Origin of the sequence: Hafnia psychrotolerans (assembly GCF_014639435.1) — a bacterium.
Taxonomy (GTDB): Bacteria; Pseudomonadota; Gammaproteobacteria; order Enterobacterales; family Enterobacteriaceae; genus Ewingella; species Ewingella psychrotolerans.
In genome coordinates, this window is sequence record NZ_BMFZ01000009.1 from 143,900 (window position 1) to 169,032 (window position 25,133).

Sequence of the window (25,133 nt, forward strand, 5' to 3'; positions counted from 1 at the left end):
CCTTTTTTATACCCATGGAGAATTTCTGCCAGATGCTTTATGCCATCCAGCCCTGAATTTGTGCGTAATGTAACAGCATGATGGTTTTGCCATCTTTGATGCGGCCGTCTCGTATCATCTCAAGGGCCAAAATAAAAGGCAGCTCAAGGACTTCGATGTCTTCATCATCGATACCCCCACCAGCAGTTACACGTTGAGAGTCGTCATATTCGGCGGCAAAGAAATGCACGACTTCAGTAACACTGCCAGGAGACATGTAAGCCTCAAACAGTTTTTTCACCTTACTGATCGCATAACCGGTTTCTTCAATGGCTTCTTTACGAATGCAATCTTCTGGCGAGTCGTTATCCAGCAGGCCGGCGCAGGTCTCCAGGAGCATACCGCTGGTATTGCCGTTGACATACGTCGGCATGCGGAATTGATTTATCAGCAGGACGGTTTTTTTACTGCGGTTATAAAGTAAAATGGTCGCACCATTGCCACGGTCGTAGACTTCACGAACCTGGGGCTGTCGCTCACCGTTTCGTTTGATCAAATCATAGGTGTATTTGCGCAGAACATACCAGTTATCAGAAAGTAGCTGGTTTTTTATGTTTTCAATCTTCGATGACATACTGCGTCCCCGCTCAAAAGGTGGATGAGAGAAGCCCGTCATAATAGGTCCCTTCCATAAAGCATAACAATGTAAATATTCTGTTTTATCCTGCGGTATGGCGACGTAGGTTATCCCTGCGTAATGGTGTTGAGGATCTGCTCGCGATTGAGATCAATCCACTTCGCGTCCAGTGGACCCCAGTCGATAAGCTGATAATACCCGTCATTATTGCGGACACCTTGCTGAATGAATTCCAGCTCAACGCCCATACCTGGCAACGCCTTCAAAACGTCCTGCAAGGTCCGTCTTGGCCAACCGGTAAGCACCATTAATTTGGGTACGTTTGGCCGCTGTTCATTTTTCAATAACCAGCATATATACAACCGGCGGGCAAATACCGAATTCAGCCCCATGAATAGCTCCTTTGCTCTAATTTTTAATCGCATTATTGTTTTGCTTCATGACCCGCTGGTCAAATAGTAGCCTGATAGTCAGTACTTTTCCGGTAGGGTAATGTGTTAGTTAGGTTCTTTTTTACATTATCTCCTTTATTTCTCCACGTTTTATTCCTGACCTGCAGGTAAAGTGCTAATGCACAATGTTGTGGCACCATATCAAGCTTGATGTAGCATCACTTTGGCTTGCGGAACTCTTTTTCGATGCGAAGACATCGGCGCAGCGAGGAATCTCTCCTTCCAGCGTTTATACCCTAAATAATTCAAGTCACAGAGTCGGTGACAGGAATTCTGTTTATTTACTGATGTTTGCCACTCTATTCGAGTGATAACGAGGTTTTTGACACATGGCCAACTTTTTCATTGATCGCCCCATTTTTGCCTGGGTTTTGGCGATCATCATCTCCTTGTCCGGTGTGCTGGCTATTCACTCTTTACCTATTGAGCAATATCCCGATCTGGCTCCGCCAAACGTACGCATTACAGCAACTTATCCTGGCGCTTCAGCCCAGACGCTGGAAAATACCGTCACTCAAATTATTGAGCAGAACATGACCGGGTTGGATAACCTGATGTACATGTCCTCGCAGAGTAGCAGCAACGGTAAATCTCAGATAACCCTGAGTTTTGTGGCAGGCACTGACCCGAACGAAGCGTTGCAACAGGTGCAAAATCAGCTGCAACAGGCTCTCAAACGTTTGCCACAAGCGGTACAAACCCAGGGCGTGACCGTGTCGAAAACCGGTGATACCAACCTGATGACCGTCGCGTTCGTCTCAACGGACGGCAGTATGGATAAGCAGGATATTGCTGACTATGTAGCCTCCAATATTCAAGATCCACTAAGCCGCATCGACGGGGTAGGCAGTATTACCGCCTACGGCTCGCAATATGCTATGCGAATCTGGCTCGATCCTAACAAACTCAATAACTACCAACTGACAACCAGCGATGTGGTCTCGGCAATTCAGGAGCAGAACAGCCAGGTCGCCGTCGGTCAATTGGGCGGTGCGCCGTCCGTTGATTTTCAGGCGCTGAATGCCACCGTTAACGCCCAGTCTATGCTGCAAACACCCCAACAGTTCCGCGATATTACCCTGCGGGTGAATCAGGATGGTTCGCAGGTAAAGCTCGGTGATGTTTCGGTTATTGGATTGGGTGCTGAAGACTACAGCATTTTGAGTCGTTACAACGGGCAAGCAGCCTCTGGAATGGGGGTACAACTGGCTTCCGGCGCCAATGAGCTGGAAACCGATAAACTGGTTCGCGCACGGCTTAGCGAACTGGAGCAATATTTCCCACACGGTCTGGAAACCCGCATTGCCTACGAAACCACTCCTTTCGTTAAAGCGGCCATCACCGACGTGGTTAAAACGCTGTTTGAAGCGATCGTGCTGGTATTCCTGGTGATGTACCTGTTCCTGCAAAACTTCCGTGCCACGCTTATCCCGACGATCGCCGTGCCAGTGGTGTTGCTCGGTACTTTTGTGGTGCTGCATCAGTTCGGTTACACGATTAACACCCTGACGATGTTTGCCATGGTACTCGCCATCGGACTGCTGGTGGATGACGCCATCGTAGTGGTGGAGAATGTCGAACGTGTGATGAGCGAAGAGGGACTCAGCCCCAGAGAAGCCACGCGTAAATCGATGGGTCAAATTCAGAGTGCGTTGGTCGGTATCACTATGGTGTTGTCGGCGGTATTTATTCCGATGGCCTTCTTTGGCGGGACGACTGGTGCCATTTACCGACAATTTTCAATCACCATTGTTGCCGCTATGGTGCTTTCCGTGTTTGTGGCCCTGACGTTGACTCCAGCCCTGTGTTCTACGTTATTAAAACCTATCGCCCAAGGGCATCACCACGGTAAAACCGGTTTCTTCGGCTGGTTTAACCGCATGTTTGACCGCAACGCAAATCGTTATGAAAGAGGCGTCGGCAGCGTTCTTAAGCACAGTATCCGCTACATGTTGGGCTATCTGCTGATCCTGGGTATCCTGGCTTTCCTGTTCGTCAAATTGCCGACCTCTTTTCTGCCGCAGGAAGATCGGGGCGTTTTGACGGTACAGGTCCAGTTGCCACCGGGTTCCACCCTGCAACAAACGCAGAAAGTGGTCGAGAAAATCGAACACTACTTCCTGACGGATGAGAAAAAAGACGTTGTCTCAGTATTCTCCACGCTGGGTGCTGGTCCTGGTGGTAACGGTCAGAACGTTGCCAGGCTTTTTATCAGGCTGACAGACTGGGACTCACGCACCTCAGGTAAAAACTCGGTGTTTGATATCATCGAACGGGCAACCAAAGAATTTAAGCACATTAATGAAGCGCGGGTTATTGCCAGCGGCCCACCGGCGATCAATGGTCTGGGGACTTCAGCCGGTTTCGATATGGAATTGCAAGATCATGCCGGTAAAGGCCATGACGCGCTGATGGCAGCACGCGATCAGTTGCTGGAAATGGCTGCTAAAGACAGCAATTTGAGCCGTGTTCGCCATAACGGTCTGGACGACAGCCCACAGTTGCAGATCGACATCGATCAAACCAAAGCACAGGCACTCGGCGTCTCGATCACGAATATAAATAGTACGCTCAGTACTGCATGGGGTTCGACTTATGTAAACGACTTTGTTGACCGTGGTCGGGTGAAAAAAGTTTATGTACAGGCGCAAGCCCCGTTCCGCATGATGCCTGATGACGTGAACAAATGGTTTGTGCGTAATACCGCAGGGACCATGGTTCCCTTCTCAGCATTCACAACTTCTCATTGGCAAACCGGGTCGCCACGTCTTGAGCGTTATAACGGTTACTCGTCGTTAGAAATTGTGGGGGAAGCTGCCGTAGGCGTCAGCAGCGGTACAGCAATGGATGACATGGAGAAGCTGGTCGCTAAACTGCCGAGCGGTTTTGGCCTGGAATGGACTGGCCTCTCCTATCAGGAACGCTTATCCGGTGCACAGGCTCCGGCGCTCTATGCCATTTCCCTGCTGGTGGTCTTCCTGTGCCTGGCGGCGCTGTATGAAAGCTGGTCAATTCCCTTCTCGGTGATGATGGTCGTCCCACTTGGCGTGGTCGGCGCGCTGATCGCTACCTGGCTGCGCGGACTGGAAAATGACGTTTACTTCCAGGTCGGCATGTTGACCATCATCGGACTGTCGGCAAAAAACGCTATTCTGATCGTCGAATTTGCCAATGATCTCAACCTGAAAGGCAAGACATTGATGGAAGCCACACTCGAGGCATCACGCCAGCGTTTACGCCCTATCCTGATGACATCACTGGCCTTTATTTTCGGCGTACTGCCGATGGCAACCAGCCAGGGCGCAGGCTCAGCCAGTCAGCACGCCGTGGGGACCGGTGTTATTGGTGGGATGATTTCCGCTACTGTACTGGCGATATTCTTCGTTCCACTGTTCTTTGTACTGGTGCGACGCCGCTTCCCGGCAAAAAACTCGGTGACACCGCTGATGGGTGATAGCGTCGAAACCCTGAAGGATCCGCATAAATAAAGACGAAAAAGATCGATAAAAAAGGCGCTAATTTTGGTTAGCGCCTTTTTAGTTACTGTCATTTAAACCGCAATTTCTGTGCCGCGTTATGTAAAACGGAACATTAAACTGCGTTGTAATAAGCGTTTCGCTTTGTATCATCTTGACATAAATTTTTATATTACTGCGTATGTGACTCTAGGATAAGGATGTTTATATGGGTTCCCACGGGTGCCATATTAATAAAAAACTAAATAAGACAATGACAACGGACACAATAAACGCAATATTGAATACTCTTTATCTTTCTAAGCCTCTGGACGTTTAACCGCGCAGCATGGCATCGATAAAGTCTTTCCAGTTACCTAACTCTTGCTCGAGCATAATACTCCCCTTAAATTTAACGAAGGCAATCATACAGCGAAAATTTAACCATACCAATTCTAATTATCGATATTTTAATCGAGATCACAGTTGGAAAACCGGTAATCAGCCAAATCAAAATGTTAGCACTAATCCTAAAAATCTGGGAGTTATTGCCCTGCCGTCCATGACGCGCTATTTTATTTGACTTTAGTTATTATCGGCAATTAAGCAGCATTTCTTTAATCATTCCTGCTTCCAGCTAAAAAGAAAAAGTAAGGTCAGTGTATATGCTACAAACCATTGAGAAACTGAGCCGTCAAGGCCGTTATGAAGATGCTCTGCAAAACGCGCTGAACATGCTGTCTTCGAAAACGCAGAACCCGCAGCTACTTTACAAAGTGGCCTCTTTGTACGACATTCTCGGGCTGGAACAACAGGCCATTCCTTTCTATTTGGCGGCCATAAAACACCATCTTTGCGGCCAGGATTTACGCGATGCTTATCTTGGCCTTGGCAGTACGTACCGCGCGCTGGGGCGCTATCAGGAGTCGCTGGATGCCTTCGATGAAGGGTTGCGCCATTTCCCCGAGGCCAATGATATACGCGTGTTCCGTACCATGACGCTTTATAATCTAGGCCATGCCAAACAAGCGATATCGCAATTATTATTATTGATGACGGAAAACAGTGCACCGCAGGAAATAAATCGTTATAAAAAAGTCATTGCTTATTATTGTGATGACCTCGATCGCATTGAATAAAAGACGTCATAGTTTCTTATTTATCACGGCTATAGATTGTGAATTTCCTACTTGCCCGGCCACCAAATTGATTAGTAAAACTGTACAGTCCCTATTTCAAATAATACCTATGATTATTTTCATGCTAAACAAAGGCTGACTGGCGCTGCGCCAATGAATTGATTCCGCAATAAATTAACCGTTAGAATCATTTCATCTCATCTGACTGCCCTGTTTCCCAAAGAAACGGATCAGGGAATGAATGATACAGAATGACTGTTTGGCATGACCTTCGGCACTTCTAAGAGCCTCCTGATTGAAACAGCATTTTTGCGATCGCGACTGAACAGTTGAACCTACACAGGTTACTCGCGTTTTCCCTCCTTCTCTGTCTGGACCCTGTGTCACTTTTCCCGCATTATTGTTAATAACATTGGGCAGTCAAACTAGCCCGGCGATACATGATGATCACAGGTAACATTTTCCATGGCAGAGATATCCTCAGCGGTTCCCTTCACCCTTTATGGCATCAAAAATTGCGACACCGTCAAAAAAGCCCGCCGCTGGCTGGACGAGAACGGTACGGGCTATCGCTTCCATGATTACCGGGCCGACGGCCTGGATGACGCGCTCTTGCAGCAACTTATCGACCAACAGGGCTGGGAGGCGATGCTCAACACGAAAGGCACCACCTGGCGCAAGCTCGATGAGACAATACGTACCGCCTGCGATAATCAGGCGGCGGCCAAAAACCTGATGCTGGAGCATCCGGCCATCATTAAACGCCCTTTGCTACTCGCCGCCAGCGGCAAGTCTCTCTTGGGTTTCAAGCCTGAAAGCTATCAGCAATTCCTCGCGGAGATTAAGTAACATGAGTTGCCCGGTTCTCGATTTAGCACAACAGTTAATCCGCCGTCCTTCCCTTAGCCCTGATGACGCAGGCTGCCAGGAGATCTTAATCGCCCGGTTAAAAGCTATCGGCTTTCATATTGAGCCGATGAATTTTGGCGATACCCTGAACTTCTGGGCCACGCGGGGTGAAGGGAAAACACTGGCTTTTGCCGGACATACCGACGTGGTGCCGACCGGCGACCATAAACTGTGGGTTACTGGCCCGTTCGAACCGGCACTGCGCGACGGGATGTTATACGGCCGCGGGGCAGCAGATATGAAAGGTTCTCTGGCCGCCATGGTGGTCGCTGCAGAACGTTTTGTTGCACATAACCCAAACCACAAAGGGCGCTTAGCATTTCTTATCACCTCTGATGAAGAAGCCAGCGCAGTCAATGGTACGGTGAAAGTGGTTAATACATTGATGGAACGCCGCGAACGACTGGACTTCTGTCTGGTCGGTGAACCTTCCAGCACCAGCCGCGTCGGCGATATCGTCAAAAATGGACGCCGTGGCTCCATGACAGCCAATCTTCATGTTCATGGCGTTCAGGGCCATGTCGCCTATCCGCATCTGGCGGACAACCCAGTACATCGCGCGATGCCAGCCCTAAATGAACTGGTGGCAACCGAGTGGGATCGGGGCAATGAGTTCTTTCCGCCGACCAGCATGCAGATTGCCAACATCAACGCCGGTACCGGCAGCAATAACGTGATCCCAGGCGAATTGTATGTCCAGTTCAATTTCCGCTTCAGCACTGAGTTAACCGACAACCTAATCAAACAGCGCGTGGCCGAACTGCTTGACCGGCATAATCTGCAATACACGTTAAGCTGGGTGGTATCCGGACAACCGTTCCTGACGTCACGCGGTGAACTGGTCGACGCGGTGGTTAACGCGGTGCGCCATTACAGCGAAATCACACCTGAGCTACAAACTACCGGTGGCACCTCTGACGGGCGTTTTATCGCACTGATGGGCGCACAGGTGGTGGAACTGGGGCCAGTCAATGCCACTATTCACAAAATAAATGAGTGCGTTCATGCTGCCGATTTACAGGTCCTCAGCCGCATGTATCAGCGCATCATGGAACAGTTAGTCGCATGATCACCGACGAAATGCTAACCGGCCGCTCAGACGCACATCTGGTGAAATTACATGGCAGCCCGCATCGTTTGCAACAACAAGCGGCAGAGGCCTTTAGCAACATGCAGCAGGCCGCGCGCGCAGCGGGGTTTGATTTACAGCCCGCCAGTACCTTTCGTGATTTTGATCGGCAACAGGCCATCTGGAATGGCAAATTTCGCGGTGAGCGGCCAGTATTAGATCAGCAGAGTCAACCGGTTGAGGTCAGTGCGCTCCCGGTTTCGGCGCGGTGTGAGCTGATCTTGCGCTGGTCAGCCTTGCCAGGTGCCAGCCGCCACCACTGGGGCAGCGATCTGGATATCTATGATCCGACCTTGCTACCGGCGGGCAGTAAACTTCAGTTGGAACCATGGGAATATGAAACCGATGGTTATTTCGCTGCGCTGAATCAGTGGATTACGGCTAATATGACAGAGTTCTGTTTTTACCGGCCCTTTGCCGTGGACCGAGGCGGTGTCGCCGTCGAACCCTGGCACTTGAGTTATCGTCCTCTGGCAGAACTGTGCGCAGCGCAGCTCACCCCGGAGGTTCTTATCAATTCATGGCAAGGAAAAGATGTTGCAGGTGCCGACTGGGTAGTCGCCCATCTGGCAACGATCTTCCCGCGTTTTATCGCAATTAATTAAGGAGTCAGCCATGGAGTGGATTAAAGATTATTGGTGGATCATTCTGATCATTCTGGCCGGGATCATTATCAGCGGTGTCAAAGAACTGAGCCGCGTTGATGTTAAGAAATACCTGAACGACAAACCTGAAGTCCCGCCGCATCGCGATAATAATGCCGAATGGGACGAAGATGATGACTGGCCGAAGAAGAAGTAACGCCAGCCACAAAGGTAATAACTTATCTAATCACTATTAGTCGGCGGGTTATGTAGCGATTCTCTGCCGATTGCCCCGCTCTCCGGTCGTTATGATATGACGTGAAACCGATGCCCGGAGAGATGACCCCCTTGCAAACATTAAATCCGCTTTCGCCGGATCAGAATCTAACGCCTGAGACTTTCGACGCGACGCAATTTCTGGGGCTGGCTCCTTTTTTACGCATGAGTATTGCCGGTGACGAATGTACGGCCCTTGCGCAGGAACTGATCACGCGCGCGCAACAAAACCCTGATGATGCCGTACTGTGGATGAACCTCTCCACGGTGATGCTGTGCCTGCAACGCACCGAGCTTGGCCTAACGATTCAGAATCAGGCGCTGGCGATGCAGCAGGTATACACCCTTAAGGCTGCACACCCGCCCGCGAAACTGCGTTTGCTGATGCTAATGGTGCCCGGCACACTGTCTGCCAACGTGCCGCTCGACTGCCTGCTGGAAAACAGCGACATCGAATTGATTTATTACTACATCACGCCGGAAGCCCCGTTTGACGCGCCGATCCCTGAACACGATGTGCTGATGATTGGCATCAGTGCCACCACCGAAAATCTGTTCTTGCTACAGCAACTGGCAAGTGTCACCCGCCAATGGCCGGTACCGGTGATCAATGCACCACAGCACATCCCGAACTCTGAGCGCCATATCGCCAGCCGCGTGCTACAAAATCAACCGGGTTTAACCATTGCGCAAGCCTATCCTGTGACACTGGCGACCCTATCGGCGGTTGTTGCCGGGCAAATCACGCTGAATGACGCGTTGCCTGACAGCGATTTCCCGGTGATTCTGCGGCCTGCCGGTTCGCACGGCGGTCACGGTCTGGAAAGGGTGACTTCTCAGGCCGAGCTGGCCAGTTATCTAACCCGTGTTCAGGTCGAAGAGTATTTCCTCTCGAAATTTATCGACTATAGCAACGAAGACGGCCAGTTTCGTAAGTACCGTATTTCACTGATCGACGGCGTACCTTATGCCTGCCATATGGCGATTTCGTCGCACTGGATGGTGCATTACGTCAATGCTTTCATGTACGAAGATCCGAAAAAGCGTGAAGAAGAAGCCGCTTTCCTCACGGGTTTCAGTGAGTTTGCCGCCCGCCACCGGGACGCGCTGAAAGCAATTTTCGACATCACACAGCTTGATTATCTGGGTATTGATTGCAGCGAGACGCCGGAAGGTACCTTGCTGGTCTTCGAGATCGACCCGGCGATGGTGATCCACGCGATGGATCTCGAAGTCATGTTCCCGCACAAACAAATTCACATGAATAAAGTTAAAACAGCATGCCGCGATTTGCTGTTATCCCGTGCATTCGCGCACGCCAACGCATCCGCTGATGTGTTAAAAGGACAAGAATTAGTATGATTTCACGTAACGCTCTGAATTTCTCTGGGGGTCCCGGCGCATTGCCAGAAGTGGTTCTGGCGCAGGTTGAAGCCGCCATTAACGACGTGCCGGAAGTGGGGCTTTCCATCCTCGGCATCAGCCATCGATCCGACTGGTTTGCCTCGGTTGTTGAAGAAACGGAAAACAATATCCGCACCCTGCTCGGGTTGTCGAAAGATTTCCACATTTTGTTCTTGCAGGGCGGAGCGACTCAGCAGTTCTCTATGGTGCCCATGACCCTACTGCGTGGTAAAACACAGGCGGCGGAGTATCTCGATACCGGTTACTGGAGCAGCAAAGTGATCACCGAAGCACGCCGCGAAGGTCCAGTCAAAGTGCTCTGGAGCGGAGAGTCCTGCCACTTTAACCGTCTGCCTGCAGATGACGAACTGGCGTTTTCACCGGATGCCCCGTATCTGCATTACGTGTCGAATGAAACCGTTGAAGGGTTACAGTTTCAGCGCGTACTCGGCCGCGACGATGTGCCGCGCGTCTGTGATATGTCCTCGGATTTCCTGTCAAAACCTTGCGATGCCAATAAATTCTCGGTGATTTACGCCCACGCACAGAAAAACATCGGTCCGGCAGGCGTCACTATTGTGCTGGTTCACGACACCGTGGTAAAAGCCTCACCAGAGGAACTGCCGTCGTTTCTGAATTACCGCCGTCAGGTTGAATCTCATTCCAACCTGAATACGCCGCCGGTCTTCGCGATTTACGTCGTACTGCTGGTCACCCGCTGGTTGCTCAATGATGTCGGCGGACTGGATAATATGGCGCAAACCAACCGCCACAAAGCCGAGCTGCTTTATGCCATGCTTGATAACAGTGACGGTTTCTATAACGGCTGGAGCAGCAAGGAAGACCGCTCACAAATGAACGTGGCATTTACACTGCCTGATGAACAACTGGAGAAGAAATTCCTGGCCGAAAGCCAGAAGGCCGGTTTCTCCGGTCTGGCCGGGCATCGCGCGATTGGTGGGATCCGTGCGTCTATCTACAACGCGCTTTCACTGCCGGCGGCTGAAAAGCTGACCAACTTCATGGACGACTTCATGCGTAACAATCGCAAGTCATCCAAGTAATCGGCTTCACTTGCCATGAAAAGCCCCCGACGATCTCTCGTTCGGGGGCTTTGTTGTTTAAACCAGAGAGCAAGATCAGTGTTGCTGCGATTGCAACTCGTCGTTCTGTAAATGGGCAATCGCAGTGTTGATCATATGCGAATCCAGACCGTGGGCCATTCCCGCCTGAATATTGAGTGTACAGTCGCAGCCCAGTGATTTCAGACGTTCAGCAGCACTTTTCGACTGGAACGGGTTGATCACAGGATCCTGTTCGCCATGAATGAAATGCACCACGGTGCCTGTGGCAATCGGTTTTTCCGGCAGGTTTGCGAAACGCCCGCTGAAGGCGATAATCCGCGAGGCCAGATGTTCTTCCACTTTGGTCGATTCCAGCGACATGATTGTACCCTGCGAGAAACCCACCAGTGTCGTGTGTTCCGGTGACACACCGGTTTTTTGCTGCCAGTCACGCACAATCTCAATAAACGCTGGCATCGCGGCGTCGATACGCGACTGACGATTTTGCTCAGTCACACCCTGCACGGAAAACCACTGGAAGCCACGGCCAAAATCACAGACATCAGGGCTGCCGACACTGATAACCTGCGCCTGCGGAAAGGAAATCGCGAAAAACTTCCCTACTTCGCCCATGGAGATCGGGTTATCACCCACGCCGTGAAATAGTAAAATCAGTTGGTTCGCTCTTTGTTCCGGCTGCTGCACGATGACCTGCTCTGAGCTCATAGGTTTCTCCCGTTTTAGGTTAATCCGGTCACTATACGCCGCCCGACGGTCAGTGATAGCCGGGTTTTATTGAACGAGTCTTTTCATTTTTTGCAATGAAACCATTGGATCCTTTACCGTAAAGGCGCTGCCGCAAACTGCCGCCAGCGTTCCCAGGCGACAGGATGGCTCGCTTTCAGCACCTGCTGAGTTTCCTGCCGCCAGAGCGTGATCAGCGCTTTCCGGCTGGGAAGTTGCAACGTCTGTATGACTTCAGCGGTATTTTTTCCCTGTTGCAGCGAGGCTCGCAGGGCTACCAGCGGCAGTTGACTGTACAGCAGCAGGCGGTTCAAAGCAGGCAAGCTGCTTTCCAGCGGACGATGTGCAAAGGCAAATCCGGCCAGTTCGCGCCAGTCGGCCTCATCAGGCTGCGTGTCGCCAGTTAGCGGGAGTGGCAGCGTGACATCCACCTGCGCGGCCTGCCAGCGCCAGTCGCGGTGGAGCTGTCGTTCTGCCGTATCCGCCAGTTCCAGCCCTGCATCGCTGAGCGGTAATATGGCCATCGCGGCATAACATCCGCTACTGGCTTCTTTTTGCGTACTGACGCGCACCAGCCGGAATCCGGCCTGCTGCCACAGTGCTGCCAATGCTTCCGTGTAGCCAAAACTCACCGACAGGAAATCCAGCCCTTGCTTTCGCGTGAACAGCTTTTGCTGCGCCAGTAATTCCCGGGCAATGCCGAGGCGTCTGAACGCCGGATGCACCGCAATACGGCTGACGCGGCGTGAACGTAGCACCGCAGCCTGCGGGAAACCGGCGTGTGCTGCCAGGGACTGTGCCACCAGATTGCCGCGCGGGCGGCGGCGTCCTGCCCAGACTTCATGTGCAAGTTCCGGGGATAATCCCCCTTCGTCAACCAGCCAGAGTGCTCCCGTCAGCATTGTTTCCTGTCGTGCTGCGGTAAACGTCATACCCGGCGCATCCAGTAAACGACGTAAATCGAGTGGCGATGTGCGGTAATGCGCGCTGGTCAGTAAGCCGTAGAAACCCTTTAACAACGCCAAATCGCGCAACCAGTCATCGGCGTGGATCGAGAATATTTCCGACGTTCCGCCCACGGCGCTTATCTCCGGCAGATCGTCACCAAACAGCAACAACTCGCTGATAAACGGCTCCAGTGGATCCTGTGCTGACCAGCGTATCGGGGCGGACAAGCGCAGGTCGTGCCACTGCGGCAATGAGGCGCAGAACTTCAACAAAAATCCACGCCCGGTGCCTTCGTAGCCCTGAACCGTTGTGGTCAGGAGAACGCGAGGAAAAGCGGCAATCAGCTCTGCCAGCACCGGTGCCGGGATCGCTGCGGCTTCGTCGATGATCAGCCAATCCACACCGGTGACCGGCTTTTCGCGACACAGTACCTGCAAGGCATCCGGCGCGATAAAGCGCACGCAATCTGCGAGCGGGTTAAGGATTTGACTGGCCGATGCTTTACCCGGCGCGGTTACCCAGCAGGTGCCTGACGTTTGCTGTGTCAGCATTCCCGCCAGCGTCGATTTTCCCCGCCCACGCGGCGCGGTCAGTACCCATACGCCGGATTTGGCCTGCTTCAGCCGTTGCAGGATCTGATGCTGTTCCGGCGTCGGCTGGCCGTCAGGCGGCAGCCAGTCTGCGGCATAGGGTAAAGGCAAAAGTTCAAAAGGATGATTCTGCCGGTGTATCGCAATATGCGGATGGTCTGGCAATAAAGACCTAAAACGATGAATAAAACGGGGAGTGGGGATCGCCTGTGATTGCTCGCTCCAGCGGAGACTGTCGGCATCCGGCTGTTGCGCCCAGAGATGCCATTGTGGAATCATCAGCACCAGCCAGCTTCCGGCTTTCAGCGTACCGGAGAATGCCGCCAACGCGTCGACGTTCAGCCCGAAGCGCGCATCAAATACGCCGTGCATTTTTTCCTGTCCAAGCAGCGTTTGCGTCGCAGAAAAACTCACGGACTGCACTTCCGGCGGTGGGCTCTCGCCTATCCAGAGCCAATCACCGGGCTGCCCTGCGCTGAACTGCATCGCCTGTTCAACACACCAGTCGGCCGTTCCGCTGATGATCAGTAAACGGCGGACACCTTGTTTATGCATCTGCTGTTGCAAGGTAAGTTTCAGCGCCATATCCATTGCGTTCAGGTTTTCCCCACCAGCATAGATAATAGGCCAGCGGCAATCAGCGGTCCGACAGGCACACCTTTAAACAGCGCCACGCCAAGCACCGTTCCGACCAACAGGCCAGCCACCAGATGAGGCTGAGAGCCCATCAAGACCAGACCGCGCCCGCCAAGCCATGACACCAGCACACCCACCATAATGGCGACAATGGATTTCCAATGCAGGAAGGAGTGCACCACGGTACTGGCGCTGATTTTTCCGCTGGCAATCGGTGCCATCACACCAATGGTCAGAATAATAATACCGATGGTCAGGCCGTATTTTTCAATCCATGGAAAGAAGCTGTTAAGCGGTGTAATACGTACCGTCACGAGGAAAAACATTGCGATAGTGACAGCACTGTTGTGGCTGATGATGCCCAGCCCGGCAAAGACCAGTAAGATCAAAAGGGTTGGGTCGAGAAAGACCATAGCATTCCCTGCGATTCAATATAAGAAAGAAAAAGAGACTCCGTGGGGCCTCTCTGGATCGGCCATTGATTATTGAACAGTTTTTGCAGGTAAACCAGAACTCAATCACGGCCGTGTCGCAGGATTAACGACTGGCAAAAGTGTTGCAGTGATCCGGATTACCGGTATCAAAAATGCGTTGAACCAGGTGATGCGGAGAATAAAAAAGCGGCCAAATGACCGCCCTTCTCACTGACAACATGCATATTACCGCTGCGTAAACGATTGCGTTGTCAGGCTGAAAAATCGTTGCCGATCAATCCAGTTTAACACCGATGCGGTGAGCAACTTCTTCGTAAGCTTCGATCAGGCCACCCAGACTCTGGCGGTAGCGATCTTTGTCCATCTTATTGAGGGTTTTCTTATCCCACAGACGGCTGCCATCAGGAGAGAACTCATCACCCAGCACGACTTCACCATTGAACAGACCGAATTCCAGTTTGAAGTCGACCAGAATCAGACCGGCATCATCAAACAGTTTGCTCAGCACATCGTTAGCCTGGTAGCTCAGCTCTTTCATACGCGCCAGATGCGTTTCGTTAACCCAACCGAAAGTTTTGCAGTAAGACTCGTTGATCATCGGATCATGCATCGCATCGTTTTTCAGGAACAAATCGAACAACGGTGGATTCAGTTCCAGACCTTCTTCAATGCCCAGACGTTTTACCAGCGACCCCGCCGCACGGTTACGGATCACGCATTCAACCGGGACCATATCCAGCTTTTTCACCAGCACTTCGGTGTCAGACAACAGGCGTTCCATTTGGGTCGGAATACCGGCTTCTTCCAGCTTGCTCATGATGAAGTGGTTAAACTTGTTGTTAACCATACCCTTACGGTCGAACTGCTCAATGCGCTGACCATCCAGTGCTGACGTATCATTGCGAAACTCCAACACCAGCAGGTCTGGGTTTTCGGTGGTGAAGACGGTTTTCGCCTTTCCGCGATACAACTCAGCTAACTTTTGCATCTTAAGTTACTCCAATATGTAGTGGTAATACTTGTAACATCACTCGATAAAATAAAAGGAGGTAAAAAGGGGCCGAAGCCCCTTTCTGATCATGTCTTACTTCGTCGCGCTGCTCTGGTTAAACGCGGCCTGCATCACCGCTACCATCGCGTCGTTCTGCGACTGGCTGAGGGCATGCCCCTTAGGATCAAGGAATTGCAAGCTACTGCGGTTTTCGAGGTCGCCGACCTGAAGTTTGTAATCCCCGGAGGTCAGTCCCGGATCTTTCGCACCTAAGGTATCCCACTCACCATCACTCAATGGTTTGTAAGTCACAGACAGCGTACCTTGAGGGCGGCTGCTGTCGGTCACCTTCATACCCGCTTTAGCCAAGGCATTCGGCAGGCGATCCCACACAACGCCGTAGGTTGTACGTACGATCAGCACAGGTAAACCGGTGTCATCAGCGCCGCTCTGCACGTCGATTTCACCGACTTTGCGGTTATCCAGACGGGCTTGCGCATCCTGCTGCACTTTATCAAGACTTGCGGTGATGACGTTCAGCATCTGGCTGTTATAACGCTGGATCTCAGCCGGTGAAGTAATGACTTTATTTTGCTGTTTCAGCTCGAGTGTTTTCACCGTCAGGGCTAACTGGTAGTTCTGCTGCTGAACGCTGATCTGGTAACGACCTTGATACTGGAAGTCTTCATCAGCACGATTCCAGTCAACCATGTCGGTAGACAACGTCTGGTTAGCATCATCGCGGCTGGCGATTTTGAAGTTATTTTGTTGAACCGCTTTAACTACGTTGTTCCATAGGTCACTGTTTTGCGGCGTTTTTTCCAACAACACGGTACCGCTGTCGCCGGTAAATTGGGTACGTGAACCATTGAACAGCGCCAGCGGCTGCATTGGCGGACGGATATCCAGTTGTTTGCCAATGTTGCCGTTAAGCTCGCCGCGAGGAATGTCATAAGTGCCATTTTGCAGTGGCAGAATCATTCCTGCGGGTGCTTTCAGCTCACTGACTGGCGGTGCTTCCAGGTAGGCTTCATCGCCGTTTACCTGACGTTTGTAGCGCTGATCGCTGGAACATGCTGCCAACAGCATAATGAGGGATACCCCCACCACTTTCGCAACCATAGACTTTTGTAATCTGGTTTTTTGAACTAATGAACAGGCCATCAAATCTCCCTAAGAGTTACAGCAAACCGGCGCTTTTTAATGCGTTTTCCACTACCGGACGGGCAGCATCTGTTAACGGCGTCATAGGCAGACGCAGTGTATCGGTTGCCATCAATCCCAGTGCCTTACAGGCCCATTTCACCGGGATCGGGTTTGCTTCTACAAACAAATGCTGATGCAACGGCATCAAGCGCTGATTTAAGCGACGCGCTTCGGCAAAATTGCCCTGCGCGGCCAGCTCACAAAGTTGTGCCATTTCACGTGCTGCCACGTTGGCTGTCACGGAAATAACACCTTTGCCACCGAGTTGCATGAAGTCCAGACCACTGGCGTCATCGCCGCTCAGCAGAATGAAGTCTTCATCATCAACCAGCACTTGGATCTGGCTAACACGACTTAAGTTCCCTGTGGCTTCTTTAAGAGCAACAATATTCTTTATTTTTGCTAAACGCGCCACGGTTGGCGGCAACATGTCGCAGCCAGTACGTGAAGGCACGTTATAGAGAATTTGCGGCAGGGACGTATGCTCAGCGATGGCTTTAAAATGCTGGAACAGACCTTCCTGAGTCGGGCGGTTATAATAAGGCGTGACGGTCAAACAGCCAACAATGCCTGTATTTTCAAAGCGTTGAGTAAGAGAAATCGCTTCCGCGGTGGAATTAGCGCCCGTTCCGGCGATAATCGGGATGCGCCCATCGGACAGTTCCAGCGTTTGCATGACCACGTCACCGTGTTCGTCATGCGTTAAGGTCGCTGACTCACCGGTTGTGCCTACGGAAACGATCGCCGCAGTACCACTGGACACATGATAATCAATCAGTTTTTTTAAACTCGCGCGATCGACGGCACCTTTGTCGTCCATCGGCGTAACCAGTGCAACAATACTTCCCGTAAACATTGACCTTCCCCTCCACAAACAGGTCACTCATGGTACTTTTGACACCACTGCAAAAGCAAGCAATCAACGTGTTGTAAGCGCTTGTCCGGCGGTTTTTTTTATGTTTTCCTTGGGAATACTCCCAAGCATGACAGGAAGAGCAACTTTGCCGCAGCCACAACAACACTATCTTGTTATCACCGCATTAGGTGCTGACCGCCCAGGTATCGTAAACACCATTACCCGTCAGGTCAGCAGTTGCGATTGTAATATCGAAGACAGCCGTCTGGCGATGCTCGGTGACGAGTTCACCTTTATCATGCTTCTTTCCGGCAGTTGGAATGCCATTACTCTGATTGAGTCCACGTTGTCGCAAAAAGGGGCAGAGCTGGAGCTTCTGATTGTAATGAAACGCACCCGCGCCCACGAACGCCCACCGATGCCTGCCACCGTGTGGGTTAAAGTCGACGTCAAAGATTCCCCGCACTTGATCGAGCGCTTTACCGATTTATTCGATACCCATCAAATGAACATTGCAGAGTTGGCATCCAAGACCCATCCGGCAGAGGGGACTAATCCCGCTCAGTTGTCGATACAGATGACGGCTCACAGCGCGGCAAACACCGATGCGACAATTATTGAACAAGCTTTTTATCAGCTATGTACAGAATTGAATGCGCAAGGCAGTATTAACGTCGTTAGCAACACTCAGCATGAAGACAATTGACGGAGATATGAAAATGAGCCCACTGAAAGCCGGTGATCCTGCGCCGCAATTTAGTTTGCCCGACCAAGACGGTGAACAGATTAATCTGGCCGACTTCCAGGGACAGAAGGTCCTGGTCTATTTCTACCCCAAGGCCATGACACCGGGTTGTACCGTTCAGGCCTGCGGCCTGCGTGACAATATGGATCAATTGAAAGAAGCCGGTGTCGAAGTGCTGGGGATCAGCACCGATAAACCCGAAAAACTTTCACGCTTTGTTGATAAAGAGCTGCTGAATTTCACGCTGCTGTCTGATGAAGATCACCAGGTCTGTGAACAGTTTGGTGTCTGGGGCGAGAAAAGCTTCATGGGCAAAACCTATGACGGCATCCATCGCATCAGCTTCCTGCTCGACGGTAACGGCAAGGTTGAAAAAGTGTTCGATGATTTCAAAACCAGCAACCATCACGACATCGTAATGGCTTATATCAACGAGAAATAAGCCTCAGCGACGGATGAAACCGACAAAAAAGCGCAGACGCGCTTTTTTTATTTTCTTTTTTCGACTGATATAAACCACCCCATCAACGACGCAGCCCTAGGGGGCCTCATTGAGCAATTCATCTGGCCAGGCGTGTACCACGGCTTTGACCAGCGTTGCCAGCGGAATGGCGAAGAACACGCCCCAGAACCCCCATAGCCCACCGAAGATCACCACAGACAGAATAATCACCAACGGATGCAGATTCACCGCTTCGGAGAACAGCAGCGGCACAATGACGTTGCCATCCAGCCCTTGCACCACCAGGTATGCCACAAACAGTGTCCAGAAGTCCGCCCCCATGCCCCACTGGAACAGCGCCACCACCACCACCGGAATAGTCACCAGCATGGCACCAATGTAAGGGATGAGGACCGAGAGGCCGACCAGCACGGCCAACAGCAACGAATAGCGCATGCCCATGATGAAGAACACCAGATAGGTCGCCACGCCGACGATGATCATCTCCAGTACTTTTCCACGGATATAATTCGTGATTTGCTGGTTCATCTCCAGCCAGACTTGCCCCGCCAGACCACGATCACGTGGCAGCACGCGGCGTACTGCGCTGACCATCTGTTCTTTATCTTTGAGCAGGAAAAACACCATCATCGGCACCAGAATCAGATAAATCGCCAACGTCAGTAAACCGACCAGTGATGCCAGGGAGAATTTTACTAAATTATCACCAACGCCCGACAGTTTGGCGCGCAAGTTTTCAGCCATCATGTCGATGATGCCCGCATCAACCAGCGCCGGGTAGCGTTTAGGTAAGGTTGCGGCGAAATCGTAAAAGCGGTTGAGCATACTGGGCAAGTCAGCCATCAGATTGATACTCTGCTGCCAGGTGACCGGCGCGATAACAAATACCGCCAGCATCACCACACCCGCGAAAATCAGTAACACAACACTGGTAGACAGCGTGCGGGAAAGCCCAAGATATTGCAGCCTAGCCACCGGCCACTCGAGTAGATACGCCAGCACAATCGCCACGAGTAACGGGGCAAGAATACCGTTAAAAAAATAGAGAATACAAAACCCTGCGACCAAAATAGCCAATAAGGCAATGGCCTGAGGATCGGTGAATCGTCGGCGGTACCATTGTAATAACATCTCTAACATCGGATATCGCTCCTGTAAGATCCTGGTATAACGGGCCAGCAAACAGTCTGTCTGCATCCCTGTCCCTGATTCAGCCTTAATGTAATGTTATGCTGAATATGTTGTCACAGAGAGTAACGGTGAGTCGCTTCAAAAGTTTCTGATGAGACTACTATTAAGTGTCAGAAAAATAGCCAAGAATGTGCCAGTGAAAGAGTGTACTGGAGTCCGTTTCACGGAAGAAGAGCTCTTATCGCTGTTTACGTCAGAGCGATCAATTATTCATTAGGAATGGTTTAATTATGGCAATGCGGTTTAACAAAACGGTGACCGCCCTTTTGATGGGCACCCTGCTGGCAGGAGCAATAGCACCCGCTCTCGCAGATGACAGTTCATTCTGGACGACGCCCATCCCGTCAACTAACCCAAACAAACCCTCTGTCGCTGATCAACTGCCGGACATGGGCACCACTGCCGGGGGTATCCTGAGTATCGATCAGGAACTGCAAATGGGCGATTTCTATGCTCGCCAGATGCGTGCCAGTACCCCGCTGATTAACGATCCGCTGCTCAATCAGTACATCAATGAACTGGGACTGCGTCTGGTTGCCAGCGCCTACTCGGTGCGAACCCCTTTCCATTTTTATATCGTCAATAATGATGAATTGAACGCCTTCGCCTTCTTTGGTGGCAATGTCGTGCTGCACTCTGCGCTATTCCGTTATACCGACAATGAAAGCCAATTGGCTTCAGTGATGGCGCACGAAATATCTCACGTGACTCAGCGCCACCTTGCGCGTGCGATGGAAGATCAGCAAAAAAACGCCCCGCTGACCTGGGTTGGTGCACTCGGCTCAATTCTGCTGGCGATGGCCAGCCCGCAAGCCGGGATGGCCGCGCTGACCGGAACCCTCGCCGGAACACAACAAAGTATGATCAGCTTCACTCAGGGGAATGAGCAAGAGGCTGACCGCATCGGTATTCAGGTGTTGCAACGCGCCGGATTTGACCCACAGGCGATGCCCGCTTTTCTGCAAAAACTAGCCGATCAGTCAAGCTATTCGAGCAAACCACCGGAAATGCTGCTAACGCATCCCTTACCTGACAGTCGCCTGGCGGATATTCGTAACCGCGCCAATCAAATGTCACATCCAACGATCCACTCGTCACAAAGTTTCCTGTTAGCCAAAGTGCGAATACTGGGTATGTACGGTTCAGAATCCTATCCGCTGAGCGATGACTACCTACACAAATTGAGCAACGGCAACGTGCGTGAGCAGCTGGCCGCCCGTTACGGGAAGGCTCTGCAATTCTACAAAGCGAAGAAATACGATCAAGCGCGCTCCATTCTGGACGCGTTGCTGGCTCAGAATCCGGGCAACGACTGGTTCCTGGATTTATCTACCGACGTCGATATTGATCAAAAACATGCTCCACAGGCCATTGCACGACTGGAAAAAGCCAACGCCGAAACCAGTAAAAACCCGGTACTGTTACTGAACCTGGCCAATGCTTACGTGGAAGGTGGCCAGCCCGCTAACGCCAGCCGCATTCTCAACCGCTATACGTTTAACTACCCTAATGACCCGAATGGTTGGGATTTACTCTCACAGGCCGCCGCCGCGCAAGGTTTACGCGCGCAAGAACTGGCAGCCAGAGCAGAAAGTATGGCGCTGGTTGGGCGTTTTGATCAGGCGATAGAGTTATTAAGTAACGCCAGTGCGTTGCAAAAACTGGGAAGTCTGGAGCAGGCACGTTACGACGCCCGTATTGACCAGTTGCGCCAGTTGCAACGGCGTTTCCGTCAATATCAGAGAGGCTAAGTTCACCCTAAATATGAGGTTATGACCATGCCACACCATGATGTCACCATTTATCACAACCCACACTGTAGCAAGAGCCGTGAAACGTTGAAATTACTGGAAGAGAAAGACCTGAACCCGGACGTGATTTTGTATCTGGAAACGCCGCCGTCAACCGATACGCTGAAAGCGCTGATCAGTAAGCTCGGGTTCAGCTCTGCGCGCGAACTGATGCGTAAAGGTGAGGAGATATATAAAGAGCTGAATTTGGCGGATCCGGCAATTAACGAGCAGCAACTGATCCAGGCGCTGGCCGACCATCCCCGGCTGATAGAACGGCCCATCGTGCTGGCAAATGGCCAGGCACGGATCGGGCGTCCGCCGGAGAAAGTACTGGAGATCCTATAAACTGGTGAAGGCTTGTTTCTACAGGCTCAGAATATCTTTCACGAAAGGGATCGTGAGTTTGCGCTGGGCGGTGATAGACGCACGGTCAAGCTGATCCAGCGTGGTAAATAACGTGCGCATCTCGCGATCCAAACGCTTCAACAGGAAACGCCCGACATCTTCGGGCAGTTCAAAGCCCCGCAGTTTCGAGCGCAGTTGCAATGCCTGAAGTTTCTCTTCATCGGACAACGGCTGGAGCTTATAAATTTGCCCCCAATCCAGCCGAGAGGCTAAATCAGGCAGGCTGAGATTGAGCTGCCGCGGCGGACGGTCCCCGGTAATAAACAGTCTTGTGCGGCCAGTTTCCAAAATACGATTGTATAGATGAAATACCGCAGCTTCCCACTCGTCATCCCCGGCAATGCCTTCAATATTATCTATACATACCAACGCCAGATGTTCCATCCCGTCCAGCACTTCCGGAACAAAATAAGCTCGCTTATCAAGCGGCACGTAGCCTACCGCTTCACCTCGCTGAGAAAGCTCAGCGCAGGCCGCATGCAGCAAATGACTGCGGCCGCCACCTTCACGTGACCAGAAGTAGATATAAGAGCCATGCTCCTGTTGCAGCGCGGTTTGAATGGCTGAGAGCAGAGAGGGGTTCTCGCCCGGATAAAAACTGGCAAAAGTTTCATCATCGGGAAGATAAAGTGGCAGGGAAAGCTGTGCCGGCGTATTCAGAAGCACCTCAACCAATGCGGTCTGAAAACCGCGAATATTATCATCAACAAAAAGTTGTTATCTCAACTGTTAACCAGACGGATATGTACGGGCAGAATTCTAGCATAGGATCCGCCCGGAGTTGAACTGTATGCCGCACAACCCCTTGCGAACAATAACAACCGCCGGAGCAATGATCTTCTCCGGCGATCGTTTCGCGCCTGGGATCACGCCGGTGGATTTTCCCGCTCATCTTCAATGTCGATGATTTCTTCTTCACCGCGCACCATTTCAATCACCTTAAACAGCAGGCTGAGGAAAATACCGACAATGGTCGCCAGTGCCATACCTTTCAGTTCAGCCGCACCAATGTGAATTTTTGCACCGCTGACGCCGATAATTAGAATCACAGCCGTCAGGATCAGGTTCTTCGCTTTGTTGTAATCCACTTTGGACTCAATCAATACGCGGATACCCGAAGCGGCAATCACACCATAAAGCAGCAGGGAAACGCCCCCCATCACAGGCACCGGAACGGCCTGAATCGCGGCCGCCAGCTTACCGACGCACGAGAGCATAATCGCCAGGATTGCCGCTCCGCCGATCACCCAAGTGCTGTAAACCTTGGTGATCGCCATCACACCAATATTCTCGCCGTAAGTGGTGTTCGGCGTAGAACCGAAGCAACCGGATAATACCGTGGACAACCCGTTCGCCAGCATGGAGCGGTGCAGGCCTGGATCGCGCAGCAGGTCTTTTTTCACGATATTGGCTGTTACCACGAGATGCCCAACGTGCTCAGCGATCACCACCAACGCGGCAGGCAGAATCGTCAGGATCGCCACCCATTCAAAACGCGGAGTGTAAAACGTCGGCAAAGCAAACCAGTGCGCCTCTGCAATCGCTGAAGTATCGACCACGCCCATAAAGAACGACAACAGATAGCCAACCAATACGCCGATCAGGATCGGGATGATCGCCAGAAAGCCGCGAAACAGCACAGAACCCAGTACGGTCACACCCAAGGTCACCATCGAAATGATAATGGTGGTGGAATCCACCGCCACACCCTCAGCCGGTAATAACCCCGCCATATTGGCTGCCACGCCTGCCAACTCTAGTCCGATGACAGCCACGATCGCCCCCATCGCCGCCGGAGGAAAGACCACGTTGATCCAGCCGATCCCGGCTTTTTTCACAATCAGCGCCACCAGACAAAACAGCAGCCCGCAGACGATAAACCCGCCCAGCGCAGCTTCATAGCCCATCGGTAATAGCAAAAGAACCGGCGAAATAAAAGCGAAGCTTGAGCCAAGGTAGGCCGGGATTTTACCTTTACAGATGTAGAGGTATAACAAGGTGCCAATACCGTTGAACAGCAGTACCGTCGCCGGATTAATTTTGAATAATATCGGCACCAGTACGGTAGCACCGAACATGGCAAACAGGTGCTGTAAGCTCAAGGGGATAGTCTGCAAAATCGGCAAACGTTCACTTACCCCGATGACACGACGGGTCATGGATTGATCCTTTGTGAAATAATTAAATCGCAGTTTTTACTCGACCTACTTCGAGTGGTAAAAAGGCGGCAAGTCCGTGAGTCCCGGGAGCATAGATAACGATGTAACCGGGGTGATCAGGCGCAGCCTGCGTATCTGCAGCTTGAAGTCATGATGAGTAAAATAATCAAAAAAAAGCCGACTCATTAGTCGGCCCATTGCTTTACTTAGTACCAAATATTTTATCGCCTGCATCCCCTAGCCCCGGGATGATGTAACCATGCTCGTTGAGGCCCTGGTCGATTGAAGCGGTGTAAAGCTCAACATCAGGATGGGCTTTCTCCAATGCAGCAATACCTTCTGGTGCCGCAACCAGCACCAGCACTTTAATGCTTTGACAGCCCGCTTTTTTCAGCAAGTCGATAGTGGCAATCATTGAGCCGCCCGTTGCCAGCATGGGGTCAACCACCAGCGCCAGACGTTCTTCAATATTGGAAACCAGCTTCTGGAAATATGGCACAGGCTTCAGTGTTTCTTCATCGCGATAGATTCCGACCACGCTGATACGCGCGCTTGGCACGTTTTCCAACACGCCTTCCATCATGCCGAGACCCGCTCGCAGAATAGGGACTACGGTAATTTTCTTGCCCTTAATCTGGTCGATTTCAACCGGGCCGCACCATCCTTCGATAGTCACTTTTTCAGTTTCTAAATCAGCGGTCGCTTCATACGTTAGTAAACTTCCCACCTCAGAAGCCAGTTCGCGAAAACGTTTCGTGCTGATGTCATTTTCACGCATCAGGCCCAGCTTGTGTTTCACCAGCGGGTGTTTCACCTCGACAATCTTCATTTTTAATTCTCCTAAGGTGGTTGAGCTGCAAAAAAATCGCGAGATTATAACGCCTTTTATTTTGAACACCACAGCCATTAGCTTGATCGGTATCAATAGAATCCTCATAAGCACC

25 protein-coding genes are annotated in these 25,133 nt (G+C 51.6%); 12 read left to right on the forward strand and 13 right to left on the reverse strand.

Annotated elements, in window-relative coordinates:
* Positions 1-37: 37 nt before the first annotated feature.
* Together nudK and IEV89_RS16425 are read right to left on the reverse strand one after the other, a co-directional pair.
* A complete protein-coding gene (nudK, locus tag IEV89_RS16420; RefSeq protein WP_188474598.1) occupies positions 38-613 on the reverse strand; it encodes a GDP-mannose pyrophosphatase NudK in 576 nt (191 codons plus the stop codon).
* A gap of 110 nt (positions 614-723) precedes the next feature.
* Positions 724-1,008 carry a winged helix-turn-helix domain-containing protein gene (locus tag IEV89_RS16425; protein ID WP_188474599.1) on the reverse strand — a complete coding sequence of 95 codons (285 nt, stop codon included), beginning with the start codon at positions 1,006-1,008 and terminating at the stop codon, positions 724-726.
* 389 nt (positions 1,009-1,397) lie between these two features.
* Here IEV89_RS16425 and acrD point away from each other — a divergent pair, with 389 nt between their 5' ends.
* Positions 1,398-4,556, forward strand: a complete 3,159-nt coding sequence (gene acrD / locus IEV89_RS16430) for a multidrug efflux RND transporter permease AcrD (RefSeq protein WP_188474600.1) — start codon at positions 1,398-1,400, stop codon at positions 4,554-4,556.
* 303 nt (positions 4,557-4,859) lie between these two features.
* On the opposite strand, the gene ypfM is transcribed toward acrD, so the two are convergent.
* A complete protein-coding gene (gene ypfM, locus IEV89_RS22045; protein ID WP_194434410.1) occupies positions 4,860-4,952 on the reverse strand; it encodes a protein YpfM in 93 nt (30 codons plus the stop codon).
* 236 nt (positions 4,953-5,188) lie between these two features.
* Between ypfM and IEV89_RS16440 the strand changes: the two genes are divergently transcribed.
* The 7 genes from IEV89_RS16440 (at position 5,189) to IEV89_RS16470 (ending at position 11,028) form a co-directional block, all read left to right on the forward strand.
* Positions 5,189-5,662, forward strand: a complete 474-nt coding sequence (locus IEV89_RS16440; protein WP_188474601.1) for a tetratricopeptide repeat protein — start codon at positions 5,189-5,191, stop codon at positions 5,660-5,662.
* Positions 5,663-6,127: 465 nt separating this feature from the next.
* On the forward strand, positions 6,128-6,511 hold the full coding sequence (locus tag IEV89_RS16445; RefSeq protein ID WP_188474602.1) for an ArsC family reductase: 384 nt from the start codon (positions 6,128-6,130) through the stop codon (positions 6,509-6,511).
* Between the two features lies 1 nt (position 6,512).
* Positions 6,513-7,640, forward strand: coding sequence for a succinyl-diaminopimelate desuccinylase (gene dapE, locus IEV89_RS16450; protein WP_188474603.1), 1,128 nt, complete (start codon positions 6,513-6,515; stop codon positions 7,638-7,640).
* Entirely contained in the window at positions 7,637-8,305 is a 669-nt protein-coding gene (locus IEV89_RS16455; protein ID WP_188474604.1) for a M15 family metallopeptidase, read from the forward strand. Before dapE ends, IEV89_RS16455 begins: the two co-directional genes overlap by 4 nt.
* A 10-nt stretch (positions 8,306-8,315) precedes the next feature.
* Complete coding sequence (locus IEV89_RS16460; protein WP_188474605.1) at positions 8,316-8,501, forward strand: YpfN family protein; 186 nt, start codon at positions 8,316-8,318, stop codon at positions 8,499-8,501.
* Positions 8,502-8,623: 122 nt separating this feature from the next.
* A complete protein-coding gene (locus tag IEV89_RS16465; protein ID WP_188474606.1) occupies positions 8,624-9,922 on the forward strand; it encodes an ATP-grasp domain-containing protein in 1,299 nt (432 codons plus the stop codon).
* The gene (locus IEV89_RS16470) at positions 9,919-11,028 is read left to right on the forward strand and encodes a phosphoserine transaminase (RefSeq protein WP_188474607.1); all 1,110 of its coding nucleotides are present in this window, start codon (positions 9,919-9,921) and stop codon (positions 11,026-11,028) included. Before IEV89_RS16465 ends, IEV89_RS16470 begins: the two co-directional genes overlap by 4 nt.
* 75 nt (positions 11,029-11,103) lie before the next feature.
* Here IEV89_RS16470 and ypfH read toward each other — a convergent pair whose 3' ends face one another.
* From ypfH to dapA, 6 genes are all read right to left on the reverse strand, one after another.
* A complete protein-coding gene (gene ypfH, locus IEV89_RS16475; RefSeq protein ID WP_188474608.1) occupies positions 11,104-11,754 on the reverse strand; it encodes an esterase in 651 nt (216 codons plus the stop codon).
* 113 nt (positions 11,755-11,867) lie between these two features.
* Positions 11,868-13,895 carry a tRNA(Met) cytidine acetyltransferase TmcA gene (locus IEV89_RS16480; protein WP_188474609.1) on the reverse strand — a complete coding sequence of 676 codons (2,028 nt, stop codon included), beginning with the start codon at positions 13,893-13,895 and terminating at the stop codon, positions 11,868-11,870.
* Positions 13,896-13,906: 11 nt separating this feature from the next.
* Positions 13,907-14,359 carry a DUF441 domain-containing protein gene (locus IEV89_RS16485; protein WP_188474610.1) on the reverse strand — a complete coding sequence of 151 codons (453 nt, stop codon included), beginning with the start codon at positions 14,357-14,359 and terminating at the stop codon, positions 13,907-13,909.
* Between the two features lie 295 nt (positions 14,360-14,654).
* Positions 14,655-15,368 (reverse strand): phosphoribosylaminoimidazolesuccinocarboxamide synthase, encoded by a 714-nt coding sequence (gene purC / locus IEV89_RS16490; RefSeq protein WP_188474611.1) that lies wholly within the window; start codon positions 15,366-15,368, stop codon positions 14,655-14,657.
* 96 nt (positions 15,369-15,464) lie between these two features.
* A complete protein-coding gene (gene bamC, locus IEV89_RS16495) occupies positions 15,465-16,535 on the reverse strand; it encodes an outer membrane protein assembly factor BamC (protein WP_188474612.1) in 1,071 nt (356 codons plus the stop codon).
* 16 nt (positions 16,536-16,551) lie between these two features.
* Positions 16,552-17,433 (reverse strand): 4-hydroxy-tetrahydrodipicolinate synthase, encoded by an 882-nt coding sequence (gene dapA, locus IEV89_RS16500; RefSeq protein ID WP_188474613.1) that lies wholly within the window; start codon positions 17,431-17,433, stop codon positions 16,552-16,554.
* A gap of 127 nt (positions 17,434-17,560) precedes the next feature.
* Between dapA and IEV89_RS16505 the strand changes: the two genes are divergently transcribed.
* The gene (locus tag IEV89_RS16505; protein WP_195826136.1) at positions 17,561-18,139 is read left to right on the forward strand and encodes a glycine cleavage system transcriptional repressor; all 579 of its coding nucleotides are present in this window, start codon (positions 17,561-17,563) and stop codon (positions 18,137-18,139) included.
* Positions 18,140-18,152: 13 nt separating this feature from the next.
* Positions 18,153-18,620 (forward strand): thioredoxin-dependent thiol peroxidase, encoded by a 468-nt coding sequence (bcp, locus tag IEV89_RS16510; RefSeq protein ID WP_188474615.1) that lies wholly within the window; start codon positions 18,153-18,155, stop codon positions 18,618-18,620.
* Positions 18,621-18,716: 96 nt separating this feature from the next.
* Here bcp and IEV89_RS16515 read toward each other — a convergent pair whose 3' ends face one another.
* Complete coding sequence (locus tag IEV89_RS16515; RefSeq protein WP_188474616.1) at positions 18,717-19,781, reverse strand: AI-2E family transporter; 1,065 nt, start codon at positions 19,779-19,781, stop codon at positions 18,717-18,719.
* A gap of 281 nt (positions 19,782-20,062) precedes the next feature.
* Here IEV89_RS16515 and bepA point away from each other — a divergent pair, with 281 nt between their 5' ends.
* Both bepA and arsC read left to right on the forward strand, forming a co-directional pair.
* Complete coding sequence (gene bepA, locus IEV89_RS16520) at positions 20,063-21,583, forward strand: beta-barrel assembly-enhancing protease (RefSeq protein WP_188474617.1); 1,521 nt, start codon at positions 20,063-20,065, stop codon at positions 21,581-21,583.
* Positions 21,584-21,610: 27 nt separating this feature from the next.
* Positions 21,611-21,970 carry an arsenate reductase (glutaredoxin) gene (gene arsC, locus IEV89_RS16525; RefSeq protein ID WP_188474618.1) on the forward strand — a complete coding sequence of 120 codons (360 nt, stop codon included), beginning with the start codon at positions 21,611-21,613 and terminating at the stop codon, positions 21,968-21,970.
* 18 nt (positions 21,971-21,988) lie between these two features.
* Here arsC and hda read toward each other — a convergent pair whose 3' ends face one another.
* From hda to upp, 3 genes are all read right to left on the reverse strand, one after another.
* Positions 21,989-22,696 carry a DnaA inactivator Hda gene (hda, locus tag IEV89_RS16530; protein ID WP_188474619.1) on the reverse strand — a complete coding sequence of 236 codons (708 nt, stop codon included), beginning with the start codon at positions 22,694-22,696 and terminating at the stop codon, positions 21,989-21,991.
* A 200-nt stretch (positions 22,697-22,896) separates the two neighbouring features.
* Positions 22,897-24,189, reverse strand: a complete 1,293-nt coding sequence (uraA, locus tag IEV89_RS16535; RefSeq protein WP_188474620.1) for a uracil permease — start codon at positions 24,187-24,189, stop codon at positions 22,897-22,899.
* A 202-nt stretch (positions 24,190-24,391) separates the two neighbouring features.
* On the reverse strand, positions 24,392-25,018 hold the full coding sequence (gene upp, locus IEV89_RS16540) for a uracil phosphoribosyltransferase (RefSeq protein ID WP_188474621.1): 627 nt from the start codon (positions 25,016-25,018) through the stop codon (positions 24,392-24,394).
* Between the last annotated feature and the right edge of the window lie 115 nt (positions 25,019-25,133).

What these genes read in the sequence shown, in the direction of transcription:
- IEV89_RS16440 (WP_188474601.1), top strand. Translation starts at nt 5,189, where the DNA reads ATGCTACAAACCATTGAGAAACTGAGCCGTCAAGGCCGTTATGAAGAT.
- nudK (WP_188474598.1), bottom strand. Translation starts at nt 613, where the DNA reads ATGTCATCGAAGATTGAAAACATAAAAAACCAGCTACTTTCTGATAAC.
- ypfM (WP_194434410.1), bottom strand. Translation starts at nt 4,952, where the DNA reads ATGATTGCCTTCGTTAAATTTAAGGGGAGTATTATGCTCGAGCAAGAG.
- IEV89_RS16505 (WP_195826136.1), top strand. Translation starts at nt 17,561, where the DNA reads ATGACAGGAAGAGCAACTTTGCCGCAGCCACAACAACACTATCTTGTT.
- bamC (WP_188474612.1), bottom strand. Translation starts at nt 16,535, where the DNA reads ATGGCCTGTTCATTAGTTCAAAAAACCAGATTACAAAAGTCTATGGTT.
- acrD (WP_188474600.1), top strand. Translation starts at nt 1,398, where the DNA reads ATGGCCAACTTTTTCATTGATCGCCCCATTTTTGCCTGGGTTTTGGCG.
- IEV89_RS16455 (WP_188474604.1), top strand. Translation starts at nt 7,637, where the DNA reads ATGATCACCGACGAAATGCTAACCGGCCGCTCAGACGCACATCTGGTG.
- purC (WP_188474611.1), bottom strand. Translation starts at nt 15,368, where the DNA reads ATGCAAAAGTTAGCTGAGTTGTATCGCGGAAAGGCGAAAACCGTCTTC.
- dapE (WP_188474603.1), top strand. Translation starts at nt 6,513, where the DNA reads ATGAGTTGCCCGGTTCTCGATTTAGCACAACAGTTAATCCGCCGTCCT.
- uraA (WP_188474620.1), bottom strand. Translation starts at nt 24,189, where the DNA reads ATGACCCGTCGTGTCATCGGGGTAAGTGAACGTTTGCCGATTTTGCAG.
- IEV89_RS16470 (WP_188474607.1), top strand. Translation starts at nt 9,919, where the DNA reads ATGATTTCACGTAACGCTCTGAATTTCTCTGGGGGTCCCGGCGCATTG.
- IEV89_RS16515 (WP_188474616.1), bottom strand. Translation starts at nt 19,781, where the DNA reads ATGTTAGAGATGTTATTACAATGGTACCGCCGACGATTCACCGATCCT.
- bcp (WP_188474615.1), top strand. Translation starts at nt 18,153, where the DNA reads ATGAGCCCACTGAAAGCCGGTGATCCTGCGCCGCAATTTAGTTTGCCC.
- ypfH (WP_188474608.1), bottom strand. Translation starts at nt 11,754, where the DNA reads ATGAGCTCAGAGCAGGTCATCGTGCAGCAGCCGGAACAAAGAGCGAAC.
- arsC (WP_188474618.1), top strand. Translation starts at nt 21,611, where the DNA reads ATGCCACACCATGATGTCACCATTTATCACAACCCACACTGTAGCAAG.
- IEV89_RS16460 (WP_188474605.1), top strand. Translation starts at nt 8,316, where the DNA reads ATGGAGTGGATTAAAGATTATTGGTGGATCATTCTGATCATTCTGGCC.
- IEV89_RS16480 (WP_188474609.1), bottom strand. Translation starts at nt 13,895, where the DNA reads ATGGCGCTGAAACTTACCTTGCAACAGCAGATGCATAAACAAGGTGTC.
- dapA (WP_188474613.1), bottom strand. Translation starts at nt 17,433, where the DNA reads ATGTTTACGGGAAGTATTGTTGCACTGGTTACGCCGATGGACGACAAA.
- bepA (WP_188474617.1), top strand. Translation starts at nt 20,063, where the DNA reads ATGGCAATGCGGTTTAACAAAACGGTGACCGCCCTTTTGATGGGCACC.
- IEV89_RS16465 (WP_188474606.1), top strand. Translation starts at nt 8,624, where the DNA reads ATGACCCCCTTGCAAACATTAAATCCGCTTTCGCCGGATCAGAATCTA.
- upp (WP_188474621.1), bottom strand. Translation starts at nt 25,018, where the DNA reads ATGAAGATTGTCGAGGTGAAACACCCGCTGGTGAAACACAAGCTGGGC.
- IEV89_RS16425 (WP_188474599.1), bottom strand. Translation starts at nt 1,008, where the DNA reads ATGGGGCTGAATTCGGTATTTGCCCGCCGGTTGTATATATGCTGGTTA.
- IEV89_RS16485 (WP_188474610.1), bottom strand. Translation starts at nt 14,359, where the DNA reads ATGGTCTTTCTCGACCCAACCCTTTTGATCTTACTGGTCTTTGCCGGG.
- IEV89_RS16445 (WP_188474602.1), top strand. Translation starts at nt 6,128, where the DNA reads ATGGCAGAGATATCCTCAGCGGTTCCCTTCACCCTTTATGGCATCAAA.